At 67.2% G+C, this 25,401-nt stretch carries 21 protein-coding genes; 7 read left to right on the top strand and 14 right to left on the bottom strand.

Features of this window, described 5'->3' with window-relative positions; all coding sequences use genetic code 11:
* Positions 1–44: 44 nt before the first annotated feature.
* Genes GOPIP_RS24815 through eltD form a run of 8 tightly spaced genes read right to left on the bottom strand, consistent with a single transcriptional unit; the run spans position 45 to position 8,989 of the window.
* Positions 45–512: a ribose-5-phosphate isomerase gene (locus GOPIP_RS24815; RefSeq protein ID WP_006372606.1), complete on the bottom strand. Its 468-nt coding sequence runs from the start codon at positions 510–512 to the stop codon at positions 45–47.
* A complete protein-coding gene (locus GOPIP_RS24810; protein WP_006372605.1) occupies positions 509–2,272 on the bottom strand; it encodes a dihydroxyacetone kinase family protein in 1,764 nt (587 codons plus the stop codon). The genes GOPIP_RS24815 and GOPIP_RS24810 overlap by 4 nt, the downstream gene beginning before the upstream one ends.
* Positions 2,269–3,438: an ABC transporter ATP-binding protein gene (locus tag GOPIP_RS24805; protein ID WP_006372604.1), complete on the bottom strand. Its 1,170-nt coding sequence runs from the start codon at positions 3,436–3,438 to the stop codon at positions 2,269–2,271. The genes GOPIP_RS24810 and GOPIP_RS24805 overlap by 4 nt, the downstream gene beginning before the upstream one ends.
* Positions 3,435–4,565 (bottom strand): ABC transporter ATP-binding protein, encoded by a 1,131-nt coding sequence (locus GOPIP_RS24800; RefSeq protein WP_006372603.1) that lies wholly within the window; start codon positions 4,563–4,565, stop codon positions 3,435–3,437. Before GOPIP_RS24800 ends, GOPIP_RS24805 begins: the two co-directional genes overlap by 4 nt.
* Positions 4,565–5,458 carry a carbohydrate ABC transporter permease gene (locus GOPIP_RS24795; protein WP_006372602.1) on the bottom strand — a complete coding sequence of 298 codons (894 nt, stop codon included), beginning with the start codon at positions 5,456–5,458 and terminating at the stop codon, positions 4,565–4,567. The genes GOPIP_RS24800 and GOPIP_RS24795 overlap by 1 nt, the downstream gene beginning before the upstream one ends.
* A 2-nt stretch (positions 5,459–5,460) precedes the next feature.
* Positions 5,461–6,417 carry a carbohydrate ABC transporter permease gene (locus GOPIP_RS24790; RefSeq protein WP_006372601.1) on the bottom strand — a complete coding sequence of 319 codons (957 nt, stop codon included), beginning with the start codon at positions 6,415–6,417 and terminating at the stop codon, positions 5,461–5,463.
* Between the two features lie 9 nt (positions 6,418–6,426).
* Positions 6,427–7,848: an ABC transporter substrate-binding protein gene (locus tag GOPIP_RS24785; protein WP_035728816.1), complete on the bottom strand. Its 1,422-nt coding sequence runs from the start codon at positions 7,846–7,848 to the stop codon at positions 6,427–6,429.
* 52 nt (positions 7,849–7,900) lie between these two features.
* Positions 7,901–8,989, bottom strand: coding sequence for an erythritol/L-threitol dehyrogenase (gene eltD / locus GOPIP_RS24780; protein WP_006372599.1), 1,089 nt, complete (start codon positions 8,987–8,989; stop codon positions 7,901–7,903).
* A 175-nt stretch (positions 8,990–9,164) separates the two neighbouring features.
* On the opposite strand from eltD, the gene GOPIP_RS24775 reads away from it, so the two are divergent.
* Together GOPIP_RS24775 and GOPIP_RS24770 are read left to right on the top strand one after the other, a co-directional pair.
* Positions 9,165–10,169, top strand: coding sequence for a sugar-binding transcriptional regulator (locus GOPIP_RS24775; protein WP_006372598.1), 1,005 nt, complete (start codon positions 9,165–9,167; stop codon positions 10,167–10,169).
* 60 nt (positions 10,170–10,229) lie between these two features.
* Complete coding sequence (locus GOPIP_RS24770) at positions 10,230–11,021, top strand: SDR family NAD(P)-dependent oxidoreductase (protein ID WP_006372597.1); 792 nt, start codon at positions 10,230–10,232, stop codon at positions 11,019–11,021.
* Here the strand turns inward: GOPIP_RS24770 and GOPIP_RS24765 are convergent.
* The 4 genes from GOPIP_RS24765 to GOPIP_RS24750 are packed head-to-tail and all read right to left on the bottom strand — an operon-like array spanning position 11,006 to position 14,319.
* A complete protein-coding gene (locus tag GOPIP_RS24765) occupies positions 11,006–12,523 on the bottom strand; it encodes an FGGY-family carbohydrate kinase (RefSeq protein WP_006372596.1) in 1,518 nt (505 codons plus the stop codon). The two genes, GOPIP_RS24770 and GOPIP_RS24765, sit on opposite strands and share 16 nt — an antisense overlap.
* Before the next feature lie 33 nt (positions 12,524–12,556).
* Entirely contained in the window at positions 12,557–13,093 is a 537-nt protein-coding gene (ispF, locus tag GOPIP_RS24760; RefSeq protein WP_006372595.1) for a 2-C-methyl-D-erythritol 2,4-cyclodiphosphate synthase, read from the bottom strand.
* Positions 13,090–13,818, bottom strand: a complete 729-nt coding sequence (ispD, locus tag GOPIP_RS24755; protein ID WP_020172308.1) for a 2-C-methyl-D-erythritol 4-phosphate cytidylyltransferase — start codon at positions 13,816–13,818, stop codon at positions 13,090–13,092. The genes ispF and ispD overlap by 4 nt, the downstream gene beginning before the upstream one ends.
* Before the next feature lie 12 nt (positions 13,819–13,830).
* The gene (locus tag GOPIP_RS24750) at positions 13,831–14,319 is read right to left on the bottom strand and encodes a CarD family transcriptional regulator (protein ID WP_006372593.1); all 489 of its coding nucleotides are present in this window, start codon (positions 14,317–14,319) and stop codon (positions 13,831–13,833) included.
* A gap of 383 nt (positions 14,320–14,702) precedes the next feature.
* On the opposite strand from GOPIP_RS24750, the gene GOPIP_RS24745 reads away from it, so the two are divergent.
* The 4 genes from GOPIP_RS24745 to nrfD all read left to right on the top strand — a co-directional run bounded on the left by GOPIP_RS24745 (position 14,703) and on the right by nrfD (position 21,080).
* Entirely contained in the window at positions 14,703–15,443 is a 741-nt protein-coding gene (locus tag GOPIP_RS24745; RefSeq protein WP_006372592.1) for a hypothetical protein, read from the top strand.
* Between the two features lie 149 nt (positions 15,444–15,592).
* The gene (gene fdh / locus GOPIP_RS24735; protein ID WP_170320244.1) at positions 15,593–18,913 is read left to right on the top strand and encodes a formate dehydrogenase; all 3,321 of its coding nucleotides are present in this window, start codon (positions 15,593–15,595) and stop codon (positions 18,911–18,913) included.
* Positions 18,914–19,963 carry a 4Fe-4S dicluster domain-containing protein gene (locus GOPIP_RS24730; protein WP_006372590.1) on the top strand — a complete coding sequence of 350 codons (1,050 nt, stop codon included), beginning with the start codon at positions 18,914–18,916 and terminating at the stop codon, positions 19,961–19,963. It begins immediately after the preceding gene.
* Between the two features lie 7 nt (positions 19,964–19,970).
* On the top strand, positions 19,971–21,080 hold the full coding sequence (nrfD, locus tag GOPIP_RS24725) for an NrfD/PsrC family molybdoenzyme membrane anchor subunit (RefSeq protein WP_006372589.1): 1,110 nt from the start codon (positions 19,971–19,973) through the stop codon (positions 21,078–21,080).
* On the opposite strand, the gene GOPIP_RS24720 is transcribed toward nrfD, so the two are convergent.
* Both GOPIP_RS24720 and selD read right to left on the bottom strand, forming a co-directional pair.
* Positions 21,064–22,227: a GGDEF domain-containing protein gene (locus GOPIP_RS24720; RefSeq protein WP_035728814.1), complete on the bottom strand. Its 1,164-nt coding sequence runs from the start codon at positions 22,225–22,227 to the stop codon at positions 21,064–21,066. The two genes, nrfD and GOPIP_RS24720, sit on opposite strands and share 17 nt — an antisense overlap.
* Positions 22,228–22,332: 105 nt before the next feature.
* On the bottom strand, positions 22,333–23,331 hold the full coding sequence (gene selD, locus GOPIP_RS24715) for a selenide, water dikinase SelD (RefSeq protein ID WP_006372587.1): 999 nt from the start codon (positions 23,329–23,331) through the stop codon (positions 22,333–22,335).
* A gap of 492 nt (positions 23,332–23,823) precedes the next feature.
* On the opposite strand from selD, the gene GOPIP_RS24710 reads away from it, so the two are divergent.
* Complete coding sequence (locus GOPIP_RS24710) at positions 23,824–25,113, top strand: HNH endonuclease (protein ID WP_006372586.1); 1,290 nt, start codon at positions 23,824–23,826, stop codon at positions 25,111–25,113.
* Positions 25,114–25,401 lie beyond the last annotated feature (288 nt).

The following is a 25,401-nucleotide window of genomic DNA, read 5'->3' as shown; positions in this document are numbered from 1 at the left end:
GATCGATGCCCGTGACCGCCCACCCCCGGTGGCGGCGTCCGAGGTCACGAGGAACCCGGGGCCTCATAACCGCGCAGGGCTTCGACCTTAGCCGCCGACGAGCTCGCCGGGTCGAATTCGTGATCGAGCCATTCGTGGGTGAGTTTGCGGGCCAGCTCCAGCCCGATCACCCGTTCGCCGAAGCAGAGGATCTGGGCGTTGTTCGACAGCACCGACCGCTCGACCGAGTAGCTGTCGTGCGCGGTGACGGCGCGGATGCCGGGCACCTTGTTGGCACTGATCGCCACCCCGAGCCCGGTGCCGCACACCAGCAACGCGCGGTCGGCCTCACCGGCGGCCACCCGCCGCGCGGCATCCACCGCGACGTGCGGATAGGCGGTGTGCTCACCGTCGACGACACCGACGTCGATGACCTCGGCGACCCGCTCGTCGGCCTCGAGATCGGCCTTGAGTGCTTCCTTGTAGTCATAGCCGGCGTCGTCGGCGCCGACCACGATCCGTATCCCGGTCATCGGTGGTCTCCTTTCGCACCGGTACCGACCCCGACGCCGGTCGGGGTCATGCTCGCCGCGACGGTGGTCAAACACATCGCCAGCGAGGTCGCGCCCGCGTCGGGGGTCCCGATGCTGCGCTCGGCCAGCGGCCGCGCCCGTCCGACATTGGGTCGCAGATCGGCGGTGTCGGCCGCGGCGGCGGTGGCGACCTGCGCCGCAGCATGCCAGGCCTGCGGCCAGGGCTCCCCGTCCCGTACCCGGCGATCGAGGTCGTCGGTGAAGGGGTGCAGCGCGTCGAGCATCGTCTTGTCACCCGGTGCCGCCTTGCCCAGCCGCACGATCGCGTCGTAACCGTCGCGTACGCCGGCGACCACGGTCGCCCCGTCGGGCCGGCCGCGATCGCCGATCCGCGCGCCGACGGCGCCGAGCAGCGCGCCCCACAGCACCCCGGAGGTGCCGCCGGCTCGTGCCGCCCACTGCGAGCCGGCCGCACGCAACACCGTGCCGGCGCCGGCGCCGGCGTCGACGGCACGCGCGGCAGCTTGCGCGGCGGCTCGAGATCCCTTCACCATCCCCCGGCCGTGATCGCCGTCGCCGGCCACGGCGTCGATGCGGCCGAGCTCGTCCTCGGCGTCGGCGAGCGCCTCGGCCATCGACGCCAGCGCGCGCGCCACCGCGCGGCCGACCGATCGGGCGTCGTCGTCGGCACGGGCGGCCGCCTCGGTGAGGTCGTCACCGGCGGCCGCATCGTGTACCGAGCGAGGAGTACCGGCGTCGGTGCGCGCCGCACCCTTGCGGTATGCCGGCGTGTCGGCCGGTGCGCGCCAATATCTTTCGAGTTCGTCGTCGAGCCACATGAGGGTCAGCGAGCAGCCGGCCATGTCCAGGCTCGTCACCAGTTCGCCGACCTCGGGCTCGACGACGGTCAGTCCGCGCTCGCGCAGCAGCACCGAAACCGTGCCCCACACGACGAACAGCTCCTCGTATTTGGTGCGGCCGAGCCCGTTGAGGATCACCGCGACCCGGTCACCGGCGCCCGCGGGTGCGTGCGCGCAGACGCCGTCGACGAGGGTGCGGGCGAGCTCGGCGGCGCTCGGCAACGGCTCGTCGGACACTCCGGGCTCCCCGTGGATGCCGAGCCCGATGCCCATGGTGCCGTCGGGCACGGTGAACAGCGGTTCGTCGGCGCCGGGCATGGTGCATCCGCCGAAGGCCACACCGAGCGTGCGGGTCGCCGTGTTCGCGGCGTCGGCGACGCGCACCACCCCGGCCATGTCGAGGCCGTCGGTGGCTGCCGCACCCGCGCACTTGAACACGGTGAAGTCGCCGGCGATCCCCCGACGGCGGTCCTCTTGTCCGTCGGGGGCGCTCGCCACGTCGTCGGTCACCGCGAAGTAGTGGGCGTCGATGCCCTCGGCGCGCAATTGCTCGACGGCCAGACCGAAGTTCATGACGTCGCCCGCATAGTTGCCGGTGATCAGCAGCACTCCGGCGTCGCCGTGTGCGGCGCGGGCGACCGAGGCCGCCTCGTCGGCCGACGGGGAGGTGAAGATGTTGCCGACGACGGCACCGTCGGCGAAACCGGTGCCGACGACCCCGCAGAACGCCGGGTAGTGACCCGAGCCGCCGCCGACGACGACGGCCACCTTCCCGGCGGGTGTCGTGGTGGCGCGCACGACGCCGCCGGGCACGCCCATCACCTGCTCGGCGTTGGCGTCGAGGAATCCGGCCAGCATGTCCTCGGTGAAGCGGGCGGGATCGTTGTAGAGGGTGGTCATCGCAGTCGTGCTCCGGTCTCGGTGTCGAAGAGGTACACGCGTTCGGCGGGTGCGGTGATCCGCACCCGATCCGACGTCGCGTAGGTGTCGGCGGCGGGGGTGACCACCACGAAGCCCTCCTCGATCCCGCTCACCGTGGTTGTCGTCATCCCGAACTCCAACAGATGCTCGAAGTAGGCGACCTCGGCGGCGATTCCGGTCTCGACACCGTCTCCGGTGTCCGTACCGGGCCCGGGGTGGAGGACGCAGTCCTGTGGGCGCACCCCGACGGTCACCGCGGTGCCGTCGGCCACGGAGGTCACCTCGGTTGCCAGAGAACCTGCACGCGTACCGATCTCGACGCGGACCCGCCCGTCGCGGACACGGGCCGTACCCGGCAGCACGTTGATCTGCGGTTCGCCGACGAACTGCGCGACGAAGAGGTTGGCCGGGTCGTCGAAGACCTCGTCGGGGGTACCGAACTGCTGGACGATCCCGGCGTCCATCACCGCGAGACGGTCGGCCAGCGACAGTGCCTCGACCTGGTCGTGGGTGACCACGATCGTGGTGTAGCCGAATTCCCGTTGCAGAACCTTCAATTCGCGGCGGACCCGGTTGCGGGCGGAGGCGTCGAGGTGGCTCAGCGGCTCGTCGAGCAACAACACCGGCGGATTGCGGACCAGGGCACGGGCCAGCGCCACGCGCTGCTTCTGCCCGCTGGACAAACCGGCCGGGCGCAGCGAGAGCAGGTCCTCCATGTCGAGGCGCCGTGCGATCGACTCGACCATCTGCTCGGCTCCGGAAACCTTGCGGGCCTTGAGTCCGTAGAGGAGGTTCTCCTTGATCGACAACGGCGGATACAGCGCGTAACTCTCGAAACCCACACCGATCCCGCGTTTGGCGGCCGGCAGATCGGAGATCTCCCGCTCGCCGATCCTGATCGAACCGCTGGTCACCGTCTCCAGGCCGGCGATCATCCGCAGCGTCGTGGTCTTGCCGCAGCCGGACGGGCCGAGCAGCGCCACCAGCTCGCCCGGTTCGATCGCCAGGTCGATGCCCTTGACCGCGGTGAACTCCCGACGCCCGCGCGCGGCATAGGTTTTCACCAACGCGCTCAGGGTCAGGCTCTGCGCCGTCTGCCCGGCGTCGGCCGATGATGAGGTCTTGGCGGTGCGGGTTAAACTCATCGGGCCACCTCCACGGTGTCGGATCGATCGGTAGACAGTCGGGCGGTGTCGCCGTCGCCCGCGGCAAAGAAGTGCAGATCGTGGTGCGCCACCGACATTCGCGCATCGGAGCCCTCGCCGACGCCGTGTCGGCCGGTGGTCAGGGCGATCACCTGTTCACCGGCGACCGTGAGCGTCAATTCGATGTTGCGGCCGAGTCGCTCGGCGAGCTGCACATGACCGCGCATCTCCACGTCCACCGCGGGATCGATCTCCGAGCCGCGAATGTGGATGTCGCACGGCCGGATTCCGACGCGAAGTCGGTCGCCGCGATCGGCGTCGAGACCTGCCGGTACGGGCACCCGCAGGCTGCCGTCGCCGAGTACCACCGCGCCGTCGTCGATGACGCCGTCGAGCAGGTTCATCTCCGGCTGGCCGAGGGATCGGGCGACGAAGGTGTCGGCCGGACGGTGCCAGATCTGCGCGGGGGTGCCGATCTGGATCAACGCACCCGCTCGCATCACGCCGATGCGGTCACCGAGTGCCAACGCCTCCTGGTAATCGTGGGTCACATAGATCGTGGTCGTATCCGACACCGCGCCCAACTGCTTGAGTTCGGCACGCATCGCGGCCCGCAGCTTGGCGTCGAGGTGGCTCAGCGGTTCGTCGAGGAGGTAGACATCGGCCGGCCGTACCAGGACCCGGCCCAGCGCCACGCGCTGGCGCTGTCCGTTGGACAGTTCGCGTGGGAAGCGGTCCAGCAGATGGTTGATACCCAGCGTGGTGGTGACCTGCTCGATCCTCGTGGCGCGTTCGGCACTCGAATAACGGCCGGTACGACCGGATTTCAACGGGGAGGCGAGGTTGTCGGTCACCGTCTTCTGCGGGTACAGGGCGTAACTCTCGAAGGCCATCGCCACATTGCGGTGGTAGGGCTCCACGCGCGTCATGTCGGTACCGCCGATGTGCACCGACCCGGCGTCGACGTCGACGAGGCCGGCGATCGACTTGAGCGTCGTGGTCTTGCCGGCACCACTGGGGCCGAGGATGACGAAGAACTCACCGTTGTCGATGCTCACCGAGAGGTCGTCGACGGCGGTCACCGGGCCGAATCGTTTGGTGATCCCGGTCAGATCGAGTGTGGCCATCAGGCTTTCACCGCCCCGAACGACAGGCCGCGGACCAGGTAGCGCTGGATCGTCAAGGCCAGCACCAACGGCGGTAGTGCGGCGATGATGGCCGCGGCCGCGGTGAGGTTGTAATAGGCCTGACCGCCACCGCCGAGGAACTTGGTGATCGCGACGGTCACGGTGCTCGCGCTGCTGTCGGCGAGGATCAACGGGAAGATGTAGTTGTTCCAGGCGAAGATGAACGCCAGCAACGCCGCTGCCGCGATCCCGGGACGCACGATCGGCAGGGCGACCATCACGAAGGCCCGGCGGCGGGTGTAGCCGTCGAGGAGTGCGGCCTGCTCGAGATCCTCGGGCAGGTCCTGGAAGTAGGACCGCAGAATCCACACCACGAGCGGCATCGTCACCAGTTGCAGCACCCAGATCATGCCGACCTTGGTGTCGAAGAGCCCGATCTGGTTGTAGATGACGAACAGTGGCACGATCACCATGAGTTCGGGGGCGAATCGGAACGAGAGCATCTGGAACATCAGGTCGTTGCTGCCGCGGTACTGCCAGCGTCCCGCCGCGTAGGCGGCCGGGATGCCGATGACCAGCGAGACGATCACCGCACCACCGCAATTGATGAGGCTCGTCAGCAACGAGGCCTTGAAGTCGACACTGGTCAGTTCGGTGCCCCGGCTCGACAGGACGGTACCGAAGTTCTCCCACGTCGGACTGAACCGGAAGAACGTGGTGGTCTGCTGCGAGTCGTTCTTCAACGCCAGCAGGAACATCCACACGATCGGGAACAACGAGAAGATGAACCAGACGATGACGATGAGATCGGCCGCCACCGACGACAGGGTGAATCGTTTACGGCCCGGAAGCAATTCGTTCGGGGCCAGAGAGGGAAGCTTGAGTTTCGACATGATCAGGACTCCGCTCCGGCAGCACGACGCTGCGCCTTGCCGAGCACACCGACGAGGATGCGCGCGGTGATGAACACGATGATCCAGAGCAGCAGCATGTAGGTGCTGCCGCGCGAGTAGTCGAGGTTGATGATCGAGTCCTCGAAGGCCCCGATCTGCAGGGTGCGGGTGGCCACCCCGGGCCCGCCCGCGGTCAGCACGTAGATGTGGTCGAACACCTTGAGGTTGTCCATGAACCGGAAGATGACCGCGACCAGGATGTAGGGCCAGATCATCGGCAGCATCAGTTTGCGGAACATGTAGAACCAACTCGCGCCGTCGACCTCGGACGCCTCGAACGGCTCCTTGGGCAACGAGCGGATGCCGGCGAGGACCAGGATCGCGACGAACGGCGTGAAGATCCACAGGTCGACCAGGATCACCGACCACAGGGCGTGCTGACTGGAGAGCCAGTCGAAGGTGTTACCCAGCCCGAGCACGTGATTGAGCACGCCGAACTGTGGGTTGAACATCAGCTTCCAGATCACGCCCGCGATCACCGGGGCGATCATCAGCGGCAGGATCAACACCTTCTCGAAGATCCGCCCGATGATGCTGGAGCGGTTGAGCAGCAACGCCAGTCCCACACCGAGAACGGTTTCGACCGCGGTGGCCACGACGGCGAAGATCGCGGTGACCGAGACGCTCTTCCAGAACACCTGGTCGCCGAGCACCGAGGCGAAGTTGCGGAAACCCACGAACTGCGGATGCGGGTTCACCGCCGCGTAATTGAGGAATGCGTAGTAGGCGCCGACGACGAACGGATACAGGATGCCGATGACGATGACCAGCGCCGGCAGCGACAGCAGATACGGGCGGAGTCTACGGCGCCAGACCGGGACCTGCGGGAGTGCGCGTCGCGGGGCGCCGACCGGCTCGTCGGGTCGGGTGGCCGACGCCTTGGGCGTCTGAGTGATCATGACATTCCCCTACAGGTTGACCTTGGACGTACTTGTCTTGGCAAGGCTGTGCAGCCGGGCGGCCGGGTCGTCGCCGCCGTAGATGTCCTGCAGCGCCACAGCCCAATTGGTGGTGGTGTCGAAGAACTTCTTCTGCGGTGTGAACTGGATCCTCGACGACCCGATCACCTTCTCGAAGGTGTCGAGGTAGCCGGGCTGATCGGCCGCGACCTTCTTGAACGTGGTGTCGAAGACCGATTGCCGGACCGGGTCGGCGTAGATCCCGCCCTGCACGGCCTTGTTCATCGACTCCTTGCCGGTGGCCCACTGGATGAACAACCACGCCGGGAGCTTGTTGGTGGAGTGGGCGTTCATCGCCCAGCTCCAGGTCCACAGGTTGGTCTTGTAGTTGCCGTCGGGGCCGGCCGGGCCCGGATACCACCCGAGATTGCCGGCCTGCGCGCTGGCGCCCGGCTTGTTCTTCGGGTATGTCGCCGAGTCGGCGTCGTAGACCATCATCGCCGTCCCGTCGCCGAGATCACCGGTGGCATTGGGATAGTCGTAGGTGGTCCACGACGTCGGTCCGGCCTTGTGCTGCATCTCGATCCACTTCTTGGTGAAGTCGATGGCCTGGGTGCTGTCCATCTCGGCGATGAGCTGCTGCCCGTCGAAGCGGTAGTCGACGGCACCCTCGCGGGTGTACTGGGTCATGAAACCCGGGTGGATGGTGGCCCAGGACTTCGATCCGCGGGTGGCGATGCCGTACCGGTTCTGCGAGCGGTCGGTGAGGTCGACGGCGAGTTGGATGAAGTCGTCGAACCGATCCGGCAGGCGGATACCGCGCTTGTCGAAATAGGCCTTGTTGTAGGCGACGACGTTGTTCTCGAATCCCCATGGGATCGCCCATTGCCCGCCGGTCCCCAACGGGGAACCGGTGCGGAAATCCCAGCGGGTCGAGTTGCGCAAACCGTCGAAGATGTCCTCGAAGTCGTAGTCGGCGTCGGTGGCTGCCGAATTCTGCAGCCACGGACCGAGATCCTCGATCCATCCGGGCGGTCCGTACTGCCAGATGAAGTACGCGCCGAGCATGAAGGCGTCGTGTTTGCCGGTGCCGCCTGCCAATTCGGTGTTCAGCTTGGTGAAGTAGTCGGCCTCGGGCACGAGATCGACGTTGACGTTGATCCCGGTGAGTTGGGTGAACTCCTTCAGCAACGGCTGATACGACTGCTGATACGGGTGCGGTGTCTGCAGGATGTTGATCGTCGCCCCGGATGCCTTGCGCCAGTCGAACGAGCCCGCCACCTCCGAGGCCCCGTTGGGCACCTCACCGCCGCCGCCGATGCCGCAGGCGCCAAGCACGGGTACCGCGGCTGCGGCGGCGCCGGCGACGCCCATGGCGCGCAGGAAGTTTCGGCGTGACAGGTCCGGACCGCCGAGGTTTCGCTTCCTCATCACGATTTGTCGTTCCCTTCGTGGGTTCTCACGTGCTGGGTCATGCCGGCGCTCACGCGGGGATCAGCGAGACCTTCACCGACTCCGTGCCGTTGGCAACGAGGTCGAGTCCGGTCTGAAAGTCCTGCAGGGGAAGCTGATGGGTGCAGATCTGGTCCATCGGCAGCACCCCGGACTCGATCATCCGGATGGCCGCGGGCCAGCAGTAGGGCCCCAGGTGTGCTCCGAGGACGTCGAGTTCCTTGTCGTCACTGATGATGCTCCAGTCGACGGACACGTCGCTGCCGAAGACGCCGTACTCGACGTAGCGGCCCAGTTTGCGCAGCAGGTTCAGTCCTTGTGGAACCGCCGACGGGTGACCGGTCGCCTCGAGGTAGACGTCGGCGCCGTAGCCGTTGGTCAGTCCCCGAATCCGTTCGGCGACATCGGTCTCGGCGATGTTGAGGGTGATGTCGGCGCCGCACCGCGCGGCCAGGTCGAGCTTCTCCGGCGCCATGTCGAGGGCGATGACGTGCTTGGGGCTCTTCGCGCGGGCACCGGCGATCATACCCAGACCGATGGGCCCGCAGCCTGCCACCACGACGGTGTCGGCGAAGGTGATCTGCGCCCGCTCGACCGCGTGCAGCGAGCACGAGAGTGGCTCGGTGAACGCGGCATGCGCCGGTGGGATGTCGGGCGACACCTTGTGTACCAACGCTTCTGCGGGGTAGACCATGAAGCTCGCCATGGCGCCGGGGGTACGGCGTTTGAATCCGTAGAGATCATGCGGCGCGCACATGTGGTACTGACCGCGCTTGCAGTACAAGCATTCCCAGCACGGCACGATCTGCTCGGAGACCACCCGATCACCGACGTCGATTCCCCATCGCTGCGCTGCTGTGTCGTCGAGTTCGACGACGCGCCCAACGAATTCGTGTCCGGGGATCACCATCGTCTCCGCCCAGGCCGGACGGTTCTCGTCACCCCAGAACTTGGCCGCCCCGTGATAACACTTGAGGTCGCTGGCGCAGATGCCGACCGCCTCGACCCTGATCAACGCCTCACCGGGACCCGGCCGCGGGACCGCGACCTCCTCGAGCCGATAGTCCTGCGGGCCGTGGCACACCACGGCCTGCATCTTCTCCGGAATCTGTTCGGGCATTCGTCCTCCTCGTCCGCGCGGTCCGGCACAGCCCGCCGCGTCGTCGTCCTGGGTCCGCCACAAGCCCCGCCTTGTGTGGTTGGAGTCACATTAGCCAGACGTGATGTCATTTGTCCAGAACGAATGTGCAGAGAATCTGCTGCGGTGAGCATCTGTTCAATGCCATACTCTTCACGTGGCCCGCTCTGCTCCCGCCCCGACCGGCTCCCAGGACGCCGACACCGGGCACTTCTCACCTGCACTGTTGTATGCGGCGGCCAAGCTGTACTACACCGAGGACGCGACGCAGGCCGAGGTGGCCGCGCAACTGGGGACCAGTCGCGCGACCGTCAGCAGACTTCTCGCCGAGGCCAAGCGCCGCGGGATCGTCCGCATCGAGGTGGTGGCGCCACAGGACGCCGACGACCACGATCTCGCCGACCGGGTCGCCCGCATCCTCGGGCTGACCGCGGTACACCTGAGTCCCCCGCTTCCGAACCCCGGACCCGGGCGTACCGCAGTCGACGTCATGGGCGGCGCGCTCGCACCGGTCGTCGGACGAGCACTCGCCGGCGCCGGACTCCTGCCCGGCGACGTGCTGCTCGTGTCATCCGGCCGCACCGTCTACGAGGTCGCCCAATTCGACCTCACCGCATTGCCGGGTGTGCTCGTGGTCCCCACCGTGGGCGGTAACGATCAGCCCGAATCGTGGTATCAGACCAACGAGATCACCCGACTGGTCTCCGACCGCACCGGGGCACGCCCCAATTACCTTTTCGCACCGGCACTTCCGGGCCCCGACCTCTACCACTCGTTGCAGCGGGATCCGAGTATCGAGCGGGTCATCGGGCTCTGGTCGACCGCGCGGTGCGCGTTGATGGGCGTCGGCGCCCCGCCCCTGTTGCGCACCGACATCCCCCAGTTCGTCCCGACGTCGTCGGAAGCCCTGCGCAACGCCGTGGGCGACGTGTGCTCTCGGTTCTACGACCGCAGAGGCGAATCGGTGGAGTTCGACGGCTCCGACCGGCTCATGGCCGTCACCCTCGACGTGCTGCGCAACGTCCCGGTCGGCATCGCCGTGGCGATCGGCGCCGACAAGGCCGAATCGATCATCGCCGGCGCCACCGGCAGATTCTTCAATCAACTGGTGACCGATCCGGCCACCGCCCACGCGATCGTCGGTCTCACCGATCCGACCTGACCGCCCGCCCATCCACCACAGGCGGCGGCTTCGGCCGTCCCCATCTCCCACGAGGTACCCATGACGACCATGACCGCACCCGACGCCGTCGGCGATCTCCGACTCGACGGCCGCCGCGCCCTGATCACCGGTGGCGCCAAGGGTATCGGCGCCGACATCGCCGCCCGCCTGGCCGCAGCCGGTGCGAGGTTGGTGATCACCGGCCGCGATGAGACAGCGTTGGCGACGACCTCCGAGGAGTTGGCGGGACGGTTCTCGACGGAGGTCTGCGGCGTCGCCGTCGACCTGACCGATCCCGATGCACCACACGAATTGGCCGGTCGCGCCGCCGCAGCCTTCGATGGACTCGACATCCTGATCAACAATGCGGGCATATCGTTTCCCGAGTCCGTCGTCGACGTCGACGCCGATCACTTCGACGCCACACTCACCGTCAATCTCCGCGCGCCGGCGCTGCTCGCCGCCGCCGTCGGGCGCCAGATGGTCGAGCAGGGCACCGGTGGCTCCATCGTGACGGTGGCCTCGGCGGCCGCGCTGGCCCCTCTGCCCGAGCACTATGCGTACTGCGCATCCAAGGCCGGGCTGGTGATGGCCACCAAGGTGCTGGCCCGCGAACTCGGACCCCATGGCATCCGCGCCAATTCGGTCTGCCCGACCGTCGTCTTGACCGAGATGGGGCAACGAGTGTGGGGCGAGGCGAGCAAGGCCGCGCCGATGCTCGACCGAATCCCACTGGGCCGCTTCGCCCTTCCGCACGAGGTGTCCGACGCGGTGGTGTGGTTGTGCTCGGATGCGGCAGCGATGATCAATGGCGTCGACATCCCGATCGATGGCGGTTACACCATGGGTTGATCGCCCGAACCGTCCTGATCGCTCGAATTGTCGAGGGCACTGAGGCGATGGATCTGCGGCCGGGTCGCGGGATAGAGTTCGAGCCACGTGCCGTAGAGGTCGTCGTAGAGGGGGCGCAGCCGGTCCTGCGGTTCGACGACGTGGGAGATCCTCGCCCAATCCGTTTCGGGGGCAACGAGTTCGGTACCGATCGCGGCGAGCAAGGCATCACCGTAACTGGCTCCGATGGTCTGCTCCGGGATCAGCTGGGCCCGGCCGGTGATGTCCGACATCGTCTGCACCCAGAGGGCGCTGCGGACCCCGCCGCCGACCGCGACGGTGCGGGCGGCGACGTGGGCGTCGTCGAAGCGGTCGAGGATGTGGCGGATGCCGAAGGAGATTCCCTCGTAGGCCGCGCGGAAGATGTGACCCCGGTTGTGTCGCAGTGTGATTCCCGCGAGGATGCCGCGCGCGTGGGGGTCGAAGACCGGGGTCCGCTCCCCGGCGAGGTACGGCAGCACCAGCAGCCCCTCACATCCCGGCGGTACCGCCTGCGCCTCGGCGACCAACTGATCGATCGGTACGTCACCACAGGTCGACTGCAACCAGCTGATGAGGCTGCCCGCCGTCGACGTCCCGGCCGCCAAAGCCAGTGTGTCGGGCTCGATCCCGGCCGTCGTCCACAGCGCCGGGTCACTGTGGTAGCGGTCGATGATCTGGACCAGGAACATCGTCGAGCCGTACATGAGCATCTGGTCGCCGGGCGCACGGACGCCCACCGAGAACGCCTCGGAGAAGGCGTCGACGGTACCGGCGACCACCGGCGTGCCGGCAGGGATACCGCTGACCTGCGCACCCGCGGCGTGCACGGTGCCGATGACCTCGCTGGGCCACGCCAGTCGCGGCATCTCGAGGTGGGCGCAGATCCGCTGTGCCCAGGGCTCATTCCAGCGAAATCGTGCGGTCTCGTACATCGGATCGCATTGACTGGCGGTGTGGTGATCGATCACGTATTCGCCGGTGAGTTTCGCGGTGATGTAGGAGTTCGATCCATACCAGCGACGAGCACCGGCGAACACGTCGGGTTCGTGCCTGCGGACCCACTCGATCTTGGGTCCGACGGCCTGGCTCGACAACACTGTGCCGCCGCGCTCAAGGATTTCCTCCGCCCCGAATTCCTCTGTGAGAAACTCGATTTCCGCACTCGCCCGGGTGTCGATGCCATAGAGGATGGCCGGACGGCAGGGGCGCAGGTCCTCGTCGGCCAACACCAGGCACGGGCCGGCGCCGCTGACGCACACCCCCGCGATGCGTGCCGCCGGCGGGCATCGCGACATCAGCGCAGCGCTGATCTCACAGACCTCGCGCCACCAGATGGCCTCCGGGTCGAACTCCGCCCAGCCCGGTCGCGGTAGTGACATCTCGTGCGTACGGGACTCGGTGGCCAGCACCGTTCCATCGGCGGCGACCAGCACCCCCTTGGAACTGCCTGTCCCCATGTCGATTCCGAGTAACAGATCCACACGCACCACCCTAACCGCAGGGGCGCGCGGTTCTCAGCGTGTTGGCGAGTCGACAACCACCGGCACCTGGGCGACCGCGGCATCGTCGACCGGGGCATCGTCGACTGGGGCATCGTCGACCAGCGCCGTGGCCACCGCGGCGATACCCTCGCCCCGTCCGGTCATGCCGAGCCCGTCGGTGGTGGTCGCCGACACCGACACCGGAGCGCCGAGCGCGGACGAGAGCACCTGCTGCGCCTCGGCGCGGCGCGGGCCGATCTTGGGACGATTGCCGATGACCTGCACGGCACCGTTGACGACGCGCAACCCTGCCTGCGACACCAGCTCGGCGACATGGGTGAGCATCTGCACGCCGGACACGCCCTCCCATTCGGGACGGCCCGTCCCGAACACGGAGCCGACATCACCGAGTCCGGCCGCCGAGAGCACCGCGTCGCACAGCGCGTGGGCGCCGACGTCACCGTCGGAGTGGCCCTCGCAGCCGGCATCGTCGGGGAAGTGCAGACCCACCATCCAGCACGGCGCGCCCGACTCGACGCGATGGGCATCGGAGCCGATACCAACCCTCATGTGACGACCTCTCCGGAGTTCAGGATCTGACGGATGACCCGCAGGTCCCAGGGGGTGGTGATCTTCATGGCCATCGGGTGGCCGTCGACGACACACACCGGGATCCCGATGCGTTCGGCCAGACCGGCGTCGTCGGTGGCCAGGCCCTCGTCGTCGGCGTGCGCGGCGACGAGCGCCTCGCGGGTGAAGCCCTGCGGGGTTTGGATCGCGCGGAGCAGATCTCGATCGACAGTCGTGGTGACCTGTGCGAGACCGGCGTCGATCTGCTCGACGTGCTTGAGCGTGTCGGCGACCGGAATCCCGGGGATCACCGCACGATGCCCGGAGCGGATCGCGTCGATGACCCGACGGAACACGCTCACCGGGGTGAGCGGACGGGCCGCATCGTGCACCAGGATGATCCCGGCGTCACCGGCCGCGGCGAGTCCGGCCCGCACCGAGGTGGAACGATGGGCGCCACCGGCGACCACACCCACCTGTGGCGGAAGAAGAAATCGTGCCCGGCCGACGAGGTCGGCAGGCACGACGACGACCACACGAGCATCGAGATCGAGAACCTGATCGACGCACCGTTCGAGGATGGTGCGCCCGTGCAGATCGACGAAAGCCTTCGGGATCGACTCACCGAGCCGTGTTCCCGAGCCTGCGGCCGGGATGATCACGCAGACCTGCGAACTCGCGTGGCCGTCCGGGGCCGACGAGATCGGCCCGGGTTGTTCGGTCACAGCAGACGACGTCTACGACGCCGCGGCGAGAACCTCGTCGAGAATGCTGGTGGCCTTCTCGTCGTCGGTGTTCTGAGCAAGCGAGAGCTCGTCGACGAGGACGCGACGAGCGCGGGTCAGCATGCGCTTCTCGCCTGCCGACAGTCCACGATCCTGTTCACGACGCCACAGGTCGCGGACGATCTCGGCGACCTTGATGATGTCGCCGGAGATGAGCTTTTCTTGGTTGGCCTTGAACCGGCGAGCCCAGTTGGTGGGCTCCTCGGTGTGCGGGGCGCGCAAAACCTGGAAAACCTGATCGAGCCCCTCCTCGCCGACGACGTCACGCACGCCGACGTACTCGAGCTTGGATGAGGGAATCTGGACGGTCATGTCACCATCGGCAACCTTGAGAACCAGGTATTCGATCTGTTCGCCCTTGATGGTCCGAATCACGATGTCTTCGACCCGAGCAGCACCGTGATGGGGATAGACAACGGTGTCGCCAACTTTGAAATTCAATGTTCCGTGCCCCTTTCGAGTATGGCCAGTCTAACACGGGCGCCCCAGACGGCCCAGACAACGGTGCAGGTCAAGGCCATGATGGCCGCCCGGCCTCGGCGTTTGGGCAGGTGAGGCACCGGCCCTTAGCAAGCGTGTCGCCTCTGCGCAACCGCGGCATCCACAGCCACACTCGCGCCCGCTGTCCGGGTCCGCTCCGTCGGCGACCTCGACGCGACACGGGCCAATCTGGCACCCCGCCGGGATTTTGCGACGCGCGCCCACTACGCTGCGTAGTGCAGCGTTCGTTCACTGCGTTTATGCGTTCGACTACCTGGGAGGAACGGGTGTCCGTGCCAACTCGACTTCGGCGACGACCTTCGACTGCACGACGCTTGGCGTCGGTGACCGCCATCGCGGCTGCGGGAGTCGCCATTGCACTGGGCACCACCGGCTGTGGTGCGGGACAGATCGCGCAGACCTCCAACATGATGCCCGGGGTCAACGGTGGCGAGGCCACCGCGACGTGGGACAAGGTCGAGATCCGCAACCTGCAGGTGGTCTACCCGGCCGATCAGGCCGACACCGTGTTCGACAAGGGCGGGCCGTTCGAGGTGTCGTTCACCATCGCCAACAGCAGCCCGACCAAGACCTACAAGCTGACGAAGATCGCGGTGTCCCAACAGGGCGCACCGTCGTCGGCGACGGTGACCATCACCGGCGAGCCGACCATCGCGCCCGGACAGGCCGTGCGCGCGGGCAACCCGGCAAACGTTTTGCCGGACGGCTCGACCCCGAGCGCCTCCGGTGAGTCGCAGACCAGTGCGGCCTCGACCACTGCGGAGTCCAGCAGCACGGAGTCCGGCAGCACCGCGACCAGTGCGACCACAGCCAGCGCAGCCAATCCCACCTCGGCACTGCTCGGCGAGTCGGCGATGATGGCCGAACTCGACGGCGCCGGGCACTCGGTTGCACCGGGACTGACCACCGAACTCACCTTCTACTTCCAGGTGCAGGACGACAACGGCAACTGGGTCGACGCCGGCACCATCAAGGCCGACGCCTCGGTCGACGCGACCACCCTGGAGACCCGGGTCGATCAGCCGCGCGGCGGCCAGGAGGCCGAGGGCGAAGGCGGGCACTGACGCTCGTCCCCGGCAAGAGTTCCGGGGCAAGAGTCCCCGGGGCAAGAGTTACAGACGGATTAGCGGGCCGCACCCTTTCGAGGGCGCGGCCCGCGGTCGTTTCTGCGGGTGCGCGCGGCCGTCGACGCTCACGGTCTAGACTCGGCTTCGTGCCCTCCTTGCGCCCACTGGAGTGGCCGGTGTTCCGCCAGTTGCGCACCGGCGACAGGTTCGGCCGGGGTCCGGCCGTGCAGTCGGCGCAGACCCGCGACATGGCACCGCGCACCGCCGACGCCGACAAGGTCGTGCAAAGTGTGTGCCCGTTCTGCGCTGTCGGGTGTGGGCAGAAGGTCTATGTGAAGGACGGCCGGGTCATCCAGATCGAGGGTGACCCCGACTCCCCCATCTCTCGCGGACGGTTGTGCCCCAAGGGCGCGTCGAGTGAGCAGCTGGTCAACAATCCGATGCGGCAGACCACGATTCGCTATCGGGCGCCGTATGCCACGGACTGGACCGACCTCGACCTCGACACCGCGATCGACATGATCGCCGACCGCTTCGTCGAGTCCCGTCGCCGCACCTGGCAGGACACCGACGAGCAGGGCCGGATCCTGCGTCGCACGATGGGTATCGCCTCGCTGGGCGGCGCAACCCTGGACAACGAAGAGAACTATCTGATCAAGAAGCTCTTCACCGCGGCCGGTGCCATCCAGATCGAGAACCAGGCGCGTATATGACACTCCGCCACGGTTCCCAGTCTGGGGACCTCGTTCGGACGCGGCGGCGCCACCCAGTCCTTGCAGGACATGGCCAATGCGGATTGCATCGTGCTCATCGGCGGCAACATGGCCGAGGCACACCCGGTGGGCTTCCAGTGGGTGGTCGAGGCACGCGCGAAGGGTGCACGGGTGATTCACGTCGATCCCCGCTTCACCCGCACGTCGGCCAACGCCGACAAGCACATCTCGATCCGCGTGGGGTCCGACGTCGTGCTGCTCGGTGGGCTGATCAACTACATGCTCACCCATGAGCGGTACTTCCGGGAGTACGTCGTGGCCTACACCAATGCCGCGACGCTGGTGACCGAGGATTACCGCGACACCGAGGATCTCGGCGGTCTGTTCTCCGGGTTCGATCCCGAGACCGGCACCTACGATCCGACGACGTGGGCCTACGACGATCCGTCCGACGGCAAGGTCGCCTCGCCCGACGGCCACGAGCACGGGACGTCGGCGTCGGCACGCGCCGCCGGCGACGAACACGGATCGGGTGGCCCACCCCTCGAGCACGCGCGGGTACGCCGCGATGAGTCGTTGACCCACCCGCGCAGCGTCTTTCAGATCCTCACACGCCATTTCGCCCGGTACACACCGGAAATGGTGCGCGACATGTGCGGGATCTCGATAGACGACTTCACCTATCTGGCCGAGGCGATCGCCGACAACTCCGGCCGCGACCGCACCACCTGCTTCGGGTATGCGACCGGATGGACGCAGCACACCCTCGGGGTGCAGTTCATCCGGACCGCGGCGATCCTGCAATTGTTGATGGGCAACGTCGGTCGGCCCGGCAGCGGGATCATGGCACTGCGCGGGCACGCCAGCATCCAGGGGTCGACCGACATCCCGACGCTGTTCAACCTGTTGCCCGGCTATCTACCGATGCCCTCGGTCGGTAAGCACGACACGCTCGCCGATTACCTTGCCGCCGTGGGCTCCCCGCAGCAGAAGGGGTTCTGGGCCTACGCCGACACCTACATGATCAGCTTGCTCAAGGCCTGGTTCGGTGACAATGCGACCGCCGAGAACGACTGGGCCTATGACCTCTTGCCGCGTCTGTCCGGCCCCGCGGGGACCTATCAGACCACCGTCGACATGCTCGCCGGCAAGGTCGAGGGCTATTTCGTGCTCGGGCAGAATCCGGCGGTCGGGTCGGCCAACGGCCGCCAGCAGCGGATGGCGATGTCGAAGTTGAAGTGGCTGGTGGTCCGCGACCTCAACATGATCGAGTCGGCCACCTGGTGGCGCGACGGACCCGAGATCGCCTCCGGCGAGCTGCGCACCACCGACATCGGCACTGAGGTGTTCTTCATGCCCGCGGCCACCCACGTGGAGAAGGCCGGATCCTTCACGCAGACACAGCGAATGGTGCAGTGGCGCCACCAGGCGGTGGCGCCACCCGGGCAGGCGCAGAGCGAGTTGGACTTCTTCTACGAGCTCGGCCGCCGCATCCGGGAACGGCTGGCCGACTCGACCGACGACCGCGACCGTGCGCTGCTCGATCTGACGTGGGACTACCCGCTCGACGAGCACGGCAACCCCGAGCCGGAGGCGGTGCTCTCGGAGATCAACGGGTACTTCACCTCCGGGCCGCACGCGGGCGAGAACCTCACGTCGTACACGCAGATGACCGCCGACGGATCGACCGCGGGAGGTTGCTGGATCTACACCGGTGTGTACGCCCACGCCACCAATCAGGCGGCCCGCCGGGTACCGCAGGGCGGTGATTCGGTCAGTCAGCACGAGTGGGGCTGGGTGTGGCCCGCCGATCGGCGCATCCTCTACAACCGCGCGTCCGCCGACCCCGAGGGACGACCGTGGAGTGAGCGCAAACGCTACATCTGGTGGGATGCCCAGGCCCGCAGGTGGACCGGCGACGACGTGCCCGACTTCCCGGTCGACAAGGCGCCCGATGCGCGGCCCGATCCGGACCTCGGTGGCGCCGAGGGGCTGGCCGGTGACGACCCGTTCATCATGCAATCCGACGGCAAGGCCTGGCTGTTCGCGCCGAAGGGGCTCGTCGACGGACCGCTGCCCGCACACTACGAGCCACACGAGTCGCCAGTGGCCAACGCCCTGTATCCGCAACAGCAGGCGCCGGCGCGGATCACCTTCGCGCGCAGGGACAATCTGGGTGCGCCGAGCGCCGGTGACCGGGGCGACGAGGTCTACCCGTTCGTGTTCACCACCTACCGGCTGACCGAGCATCACACGGCCGGCGGGATGAGCCGGTGGTCGCCGTTCCTGGCCGAGCTGCAACCGGAGTTGTTCTGTGAGGTGTCACCGGAATTGGCGGCCGCGCGCGGACTGGTGAACGAGGGATGGGCGACGATCATCTCGCCCCGCTCGGCGATCGAGGCGCGGGTGCTGGTGACCGATCGGATGACGCCGCTGCGCATCAACGGCCGCGAGGTGCACCAGGTGGGCCTGCCGTATCACTGGGGGCAGGGCGGCGACGCCGTCGTCACCGGCGACGCGGTGAACGACCTCCTCGGCGTCACCCTCGACCCCAATGTGCAGATCCAGGAGTCGAAGGTGGCCTCATGCGACGTGATCGCGGGCCGGCGCCCACAAGGTCCCGCGCTGCTCGATCTCGTGCGCCGCTACCAGGAACGCGCCGGCGTCACGGTGGAGACCGACAACACCCGGATCACCGACCCGGCACACGAAACGGTGTATCCCGAACCCGGCGAACCAGGGAGGTCTGACTAGATGGGCCAATTGTCCGGACCGACCGACCCGACCGCGGACGCCCACTGGGGCGATCGCGAACGGCCGCGGAAGGGCTTCTTCACCGACACCTCGATCTGTATCGGCTGCAAGGCATGTGAGGTCGCCTGCAAGGAGTGGAACGGCAATCCGCGCGACGGCGATCTCGAGCTGACCGGTATGTCCTACGACAACACCGTCGCGCTCGGCGCGAGTACCTGGCGGCACGTCGCGTTCATCGAGCAGAACCGCGAACAGATCAGTGCCGCACGCGAATCCGGTCGTGCGCTCACCGATTTGGGGATGCCCGCGCTGCCGGGCGCCGGCGGGGAGCCGACGTCGACCGACGCCCCGCAGGGGGTCGGTGATGTGCCGGGGGTCGCCGGTGTACGGGCTGATGTCAGTCCACCGGATACCCCCGAGTTCCGGTGGCTGATGTCGTCGGATGTGTGCAAGCACTGCACACACGCCGGGTGTTTGGACGTGTGCCCCACCGGCGCGTTGTTCCGCACCGAATTCGGGACGGTCGTCGTGCAACACGACGTGTGCAACGGATGCGGAACCTGTGTTGCCGGTTGCCCGTTCGGGGTCGTCGAACGCCGCTCGGACGGCACCGTCGAACCCACCACCCGCGAAGGCCAGCGCAAGGGTGAGCAGCCGCCGGTACCCAAACGTGGTGTCGCACAGAAGTGCACGCTCTGCTACGACCGTCTCGTCGATGACGAGACCCCCGCCTGCGCCAAGACCTGCCCCACCACCTCCATCAAGTTCGGCGACCACGACGACCTCGTCGACGCCGCTCACGAGCGGGTCGCGCACCTTCACGCACAGGGCATGACCGAGGCCCGGCTGTACGGGGCGAACACCAACGACGGCGTCGGCGGTACCGGGTCGGTGTTCCTGCTGCTCGACGAACCCGAGGTGTACGGGCTGCCGCCGGACCCGCGGGTGTGCACCGCCGACCTGCCGAGCATGTATCGGCGTGCCGGTGTGGCCGCCGTGGGAATGCTTGCCGCCGCTGCGGTCTCGTTCCTCACCGGGCGCGGGCGGTGAGCACCTGATGACCTCCGAGTACGACGCATTGCGCCCGCCCGAGCCGCCACGACGCCGCGACCGCATCCGCAATCGGGTCGCGCGGCGACGGCGTGGCGCCGGCGGGACCGATGGGTCGCGTGAGATGTCGATGGTGCCCGACGCCGAGTTCGAGAAGCTCACCGGCGAGGGCTATTACGGCCATCCGGTGGTCAAACCACCGCCGTGGGGCGACGAGATCGCGCTGTATCTGTTCCTCGGTGGCGTCGGCGGCGGGTCGGGTGTGCTGGCTGCGGGCGCCCAACTGACCGGGCGGGAGTCGTTGCGCCGCAACGCGCGGCTGGGCGGCTTGGCGGCGGTGGGGCTGGGTGCGGTGGCGCTGGTCGCCGACCTGGGTCGGCCGGACCGGTTCTACAACATGTTGCGGACCTTCAAGGTCACCTCCCCGATGAGCGTCGGGTCGTGGATTCTCACCGCGTTCTCGGGCGGCATCGGAGTGGCTGCCGCCGCCGAGGTGGACCGGATGACCGGAGAGCGACTTCCGTTGGGGCCGTTGCGGACGGTGCTGCGCCTGGGTGAGGCTCCGGCCGGTCTCGTCGGTGGCGCGTTCGGGCCGCTGCTCGCCGTCTACACCGCAGTCCTGCTGGGCGACACCGCCACTCCCACATGGAATGCGATGCACCGCGATTTGCCGTTCGTGTTCGTCAGTTCGGCGAGTCTGGCGGCGAGCGGACTGGCGATGGTCACCACGCCGGTTGCCGAGGCGGGACCGGCCCGCAGCCTCGCCGTCGTCGGCGTCGTCGGCGATGTGGCGGCGACCCGGCTCATGGAACGTCGCATGGATTCGGTTACGGCCGAACCACTTCACCACGGCCGGCCCGGTACGCTCATGCGCTGGGCGGAGCGGCTCGCCGTCGTCGGCGGTATCGGCGCACTGTTCTCGAGACGGTCCCGCACTGTGTCGGCGGCCTCGGGGATGGCATTGCTGGCGGCGTCGGCGTGTACCCGCTTCGGCGTCTTCCATGCGGGCATCGAGTCGGCAAAAGACCCGCGCTACACCATCATTCCGCAGAAGCGCCGCCTGGCGGCCCGCCGCGCGGCGGGCATCACCGACGATTCGATCACCACGGGTTACTGACACCGTGGGGCAGGCTCGGCGCCGGCCACTGGCCAGTGGGGCGGTACCGACTCGGGTACTGCGGTGAGCAGATGAACCGATTGCCACCCTGGCGTTTCGCCTCGTACATGGCCAGATCCGCGTCGCGGAGGAGATCGTGGAGATTCCACGACGCGGCGGGCGCACCGGCCACCCCGACACTGATGGTCACCGGTGGCGTCGCATGCGCGTGGACGTCACGGCAGAGGTCGGCGGCGATCCGGCATCCGTCGTCGATGTCGCCGTCCAGGACGACGACGAACTCCTCACCACCGATTCGCGCGGCGATCGTGGACCGGCCCGCGACCTCCGCCCGTGCCGCGACGTCGGCGATCCGGTTCGCGATCTGCATCAACACCAGGTCGCCGAGTTGATGACCTCGGGTGTCGTTGATCCGCTTGAACTCGTCGACGTCGATCATGATCATCGCAACCCGACCAGTGGTGCAGTGCAGACGTGGTGCGAACCGGGCCAGCCCTCGCCGATTGACCAAGCGTGTCAACGGATCATGTTGTGCGACCATGGCGTCGCTCCCCAGACGCCAGAACATGAACTGCGCCATCGGGAGCACGAACAACACGAGAGCAACCGGGGCAACGCCCTTCGACACCGCCAACGCCAGGTGCCCGGGGCCGGGCTCGTCTGCCATCCGGATGACGATGGCACACATGACGATCGCAGCGAAGACGGCATGCAGCGCGTGAACCGCCGGCGCACAGTAGAACGCCGCAAGCATGCTGACGACAAGGAACACCGAGGTACCGGCAATTCCGAGCGCGGGATCTGGATGACTCATGCACGCCAGGGCGATGATCACGTCCGTACCCGCCACCAGCATGATGGCCTCGGTGCGTCGACGCGGCGGCAACACCCACCACCGAACCACATAGGTGGCACCGAGCACCACACCGACGGCGAGCAACGAGCGAACGACGTCGTTGTATTCACCGGCGGGACTGAACACACCCCCGGCGGCCGCGATCGTCATGATCAGCGTCCCGAGAGAGAAGCTGATCTGCTTGAGGCGCATGTGGCCGATCCGCTCCCAGAACGGCAATCCCCACTCGACCTCACCATCACCGACAAACCATGATGTGAACGTCGAAGTGGGCGCATCCAACCCGCCCATCTGGTACCCGCTTCCGCCGAAAAACCTGCGGACCGAGTGTACGACGCGCCGAGCGGGGGCACGTGGGTCCAAAGACCCTACTCCGCGTCCGAGATCCTCGGCGACTCAGCGCACGCGGATCCCTGCGCCGGCCACGGTCTCACCGATCACCGGATACCCGGGCACCTCACCGATCAACAGAAGTCCCCCGGAGGTCTGGGCGTCGGCGAGGAACAGCAGATCGTCGTCGGTGACGGCGCCCGCGGCGTCGAGGTGCGGCCGTACCCAGTCGAGGTTCCGGCGAGTGCCACCGGAGACGAATCCATCGCGTAGTGCCTCGAGTGCGCCGTCGACAGCAGGCACCGCCGACCGATCGATGACGGCGCCCACCCCCGATGCACGCGCGAGTTTGTGTAAGTGTCCGAGCAGCCCGAAACCGGTGACGTCGGTGCCTGCGCGCACCCCGGCCGCCAGCGCCGCCTGCGCGGCGGCGTCGTTGAGTTCGGTCATCGTCGCGAGCGCCGCCTCGAAGACCTCCCCGGTCTGCTTATGACGATTGTTGAGGAACCCGACGCCGATCGGTTTGGTCAGGGTGATCGGCAGTCCCGCCACCGCCGCGTCGTTGCGGATCAGCCGGGCCGGGTCCGCGGTTCCGGTCACGGCCATCCCGTACTTGGGTTCGGGATCGTCGATGCTGTGTCCGCCGATCACCGGACATCCCGCCCGGCCGGCCACATCGAGACCACCCCGCAGCACTTCCGTCAGTAACTCCATCGGCAGCGTATCCCGGGGCCAGCCAACGAGATTGATCGCCACGACGGGTCGGCCACCCATGGCGTAGATGTCCGACAACGCATTTGCGGCGGCAATGGCGCCCCACGTGAACGCGTCGTCGACGACCGGGGTGAAGAAGTCGGCGGTCGACAGCACGGCGAGATCGTCACGCACCCGAACCGCGGCGGCGTCATCGCCGTCGTCGAGACCGACCAGGATGTCCTCTCCCACCTGCCCGGTCAGCCCGGCCACCGCGACCTCCAACTCGCCAGGCGGGATCTTGCACGCGCACCCTCCACCGTGCGCGAACCCCGTCAGCCGCAACGCCCCGATGTCATCCACCGCACTCATGCCCCGATGCTACGGCAATGGACGACGCACCTTCCCTCCCCCGATGGCTCGACCCGTTCCCCGATGCTCGACCAACCCCGCCGTCCCCGATGATCGAGAACCCTCCCCTCCCGATGGTCGAACAACCCGTCCTCCCCGATACCCGAGAACCCTTCCCCCCCGATGGTCGAACAACCCGTCCTCCCCGATACCCGAGAACCCCCCCGATGGTCGACCAACCCGTCCTCCCCGAATACCCGAGAACCCTTCCCCCCGATGGTCGAGGTGCGAGCCGCGTGCGGCGAGCCTCGAGACCCGGCGAGACAACAAGCCTCCCAACCACATCGAAAGCAAGACAAACGAAAACCGCACCCCCTACCACACCCCACCGACAGAAAATCAGCGCCGAAACACGTTGTCCACAAGCAGAATTGATCAAACTACCCCTTGCGTCGAACACACTGGCGATGTACACTGGAGCCATCGCACCGATCAGCCACTGGGGAGGGGCCCATGATCGACACCACCACAACTCTTGACGTCAAAGATGTTGACGCCGAGGCAGTCTTCGCCGCGATCGTCAGCCAACTCAGCGACCTGCAATGGAATCCGGAGATGACCGGGCCCCAAGCCTTCGGCGCGATGAAGCAAGTCCTGTTGTTGCGGAACCTGGTTGATCACCACGCCACCACCCTCACCGGCGAACTGGACCGGCTGGGAGTGGCCGACCACAAGACCACCCGACTTCGGGAGCTGTTGATCAGCATGGGTTGCGCGCCGGCCGTCGCTTCCAGATATGTGCGGATCTCGGCCACCACCGATGTGGATCTGTTGTTGGCGCATGCCGCGGACGGATCCATCTCGTCCGAACACGTCGATGCCATCGTCCGCGGATTGACCCACATCGACACCCGCTCCCCCGAACCCCTCGACACCGTCCAACGCTGCGAATACCTCCGGAAACTGCTGTCGCACTACTTCGCCGGATTCACCCCCGCCGAGATCAACACCTACGCACGGCAACTCGGCAACGAGTTGGCGGCCGAAACACCCGGTGGCTTACCGGCCGCCGAAGACAAGAAGATCAACTCCTACACCGACCGCATCACCGACGACGGACGGTTGGAAATCTCGGCGAACCTCGACATCATCGCCGGGGAGAAAACCAGAACTCTGATGGAAACCTTGTCGGCGCCCAAACCTCAGCCCGATGGGTCGCCGGATCCGCGGACACCCGAACAGATCTGTGCCGCCGCGTTCGAGACGATTGTGGAGTTGGCGGCACAAGGTTTGGCCGACACCACCTTCTCGGCGAAACCGACCAACGGGTTGTTGTGGACGTGGTCAGCGGACAACCCGGCGGTCGGTGGGGATCTGCAGAATATGGGCGCGATCACCGAAGCCACCGCGCGGATGTTGTCGTGTAATACGACGATCACCAAAATCATCCTCAACACCGACGGCGTACCCCTCGACGTCGGACTCAAAGAACGATTGTTCACCCCCGGACAACGCAAAGCGTTGCTGGTGCGTGATCGCGGGTGCATCAAATGCGGAGCACACGCCGGACGCTGCCAAGCACACCACTTGCACCATTGGGCTGATGGTGGTCCCACCGACCTCGACAACGGCTGCCTACTCTGCACCAGCTGCCACGACGACGTCCACCACCACGGATGGGACATCATCATGGGATTCGACCGGCACCCCTGGCTGATCCCACCCGCCAGCATCGACCCGAAACGACGACCCGTGCCGTCCTATCACCGACGCACCATGCGACTCGACGACACGGCAGCCTGACCCACGCTGCCCCACAACCTGATTCCCCGCACCCGGCCCGGCCGGGACCGCATCTGTTGTTTGAGAACTCCATAGAGAAACCCCTTCCCGATGGTCGAGGTGTCGTGCCGTCCGAGGCCCGGAATCCTTTCGGCACAAGGGTCTCGAGGCCCGGCGCCTGGGGCGCCGTGCACCTCGACCATCGGGCGGGAAGGGCCACCGGGCGGGACGCACAAGCATCCTTCGAGGGCATCGTAATTCCCGATGGTCGAGGTGTGAGCCGCGTGCGGCGATCCTCGAGACCGTCTG

The sequence above is a fragment of the Gordonia polyisoprenivorans NBRC 16320 = JCM 10675 genome (assembly GCF_000241325.1).
Taxonomy (GTDB): Bacteria; Actinomycetota; Actinomycetes; order Mycobacteriales; family Mycobacteriaceae; genus Gordonia; species Gordonia polyisoprenivorans.
Note: the sequence above shows the minus strand (reverse complement) of the source record. Positions and strands in the feature narration are given on the sequence as shown.

What these genes read in the sequence shown, in the direction of transcription:
- GOPIP_RS24815 (WP_006372606.1), bottom strand. Translation starts at nt 512, where the DNA reads ATGACCGGGATACGGATCGTGGTCGGCGCCGACGACGCCGGCTATGAC.
- GOPIP_RS24810 (WP_006372605.1), bottom strand. Translation starts at nt 2,272, where the DNA reads ATGACCACCCTCTACAACGATCCCGCCCGCTTCACCGAGGACATGCTG.
- GOPIP_RS24805 (WP_006372604.1), bottom strand. Translation starts at nt 3,438, where the DNA reads ATGAGTTTAACCCGCACCGCCAAGACCTCATCATCGGCCGACGCCGGG.
- GOPIP_RS24800 (WP_006372603.1), bottom strand. Translation starts at nt 4,565, where the DNA reads ATGGCCACACTCGATCTGACCGGGATCACCAAACGATTCGGCCCGGTG.
- GOPIP_RS24795 (WP_006372602.1), bottom strand. Translation starts at nt 5,458, where the DNA reads ATGTCGAAACTCAAGCTTCCCTCTCTGGCCCCGAACGAATTGCTTCCG.
- GOPIP_RS24790 (WP_006372601.1), bottom strand. Translation starts at nt 6,417, where the DNA reads ATGATCACTCAGACGCCCAAGGCGTCGGCCACCCGACCCGACGAGCCG.
- GOPIP_RS24785 (WP_035728816.1), bottom strand. Translation starts at nt 7,848, where the DNA reads ATGAGGAAGCGAAACCTCGGCGGTCCGGACCTGTCACGCCGAAACTTC.
- eltD (WP_006372599.1), bottom strand. Translation starts at nt 8,989, where the DNA reads ATGCCCGAACAGATTCCGGAGAAGATGCAGGCCGTGGTGTGCCACGGC.
- GOPIP_RS24770 (WP_006372597.1), top strand. Translation starts at nt 10,230, where the DNA reads ATGACGACCATGACCGCACCCGACGCCGTCGGCGATCTCCGACTCGAC.
- ispF (WP_006372595.1), bottom strand. Translation starts at nt 13,093, where the DNA reads ATGAGGGTTGGTATCGGCTCCGATGCCCATCGCGTCGAGTCGGGCGCG.
- GOPIP_RS24730 (WP_006372590.1), top strand. Translation starts at nt 18,914, where the DNA reads ATGGGCCAATTGTCCGGACCGACCGACCCGACCGCGGACGCCCACTGG.
- nrfD (WP_006372589.1), top strand. Translation starts at nt 19,971, where the DNA reads ATGACCTCCGAGTACGACGCATTGCGCCCGCCCGAGCCGCCACGACGC.
- GOPIP_RS24720 (WP_035728814.1), bottom strand. Translation starts at nt 22,227, where the DNA reads ATGGGCGGGTTGGATGCGCCCACTTCGACGTTCACATCATGGTTTGTC.
- selD (WP_006372587.1), bottom strand. Translation starts at nt 23,331, where the DNA reads ATGAGTGCGGTGGATGACATCGGGGCGTTGCGGCTGACGGGGTTCGCG.
- GOPIP_RS24710 (WP_006372586.1), top strand. Translation starts at nt 23,824, where the DNA reads ATGATCGACACCACCACAACTCTTGACGTCAAAGATGTTGACGCCGAG.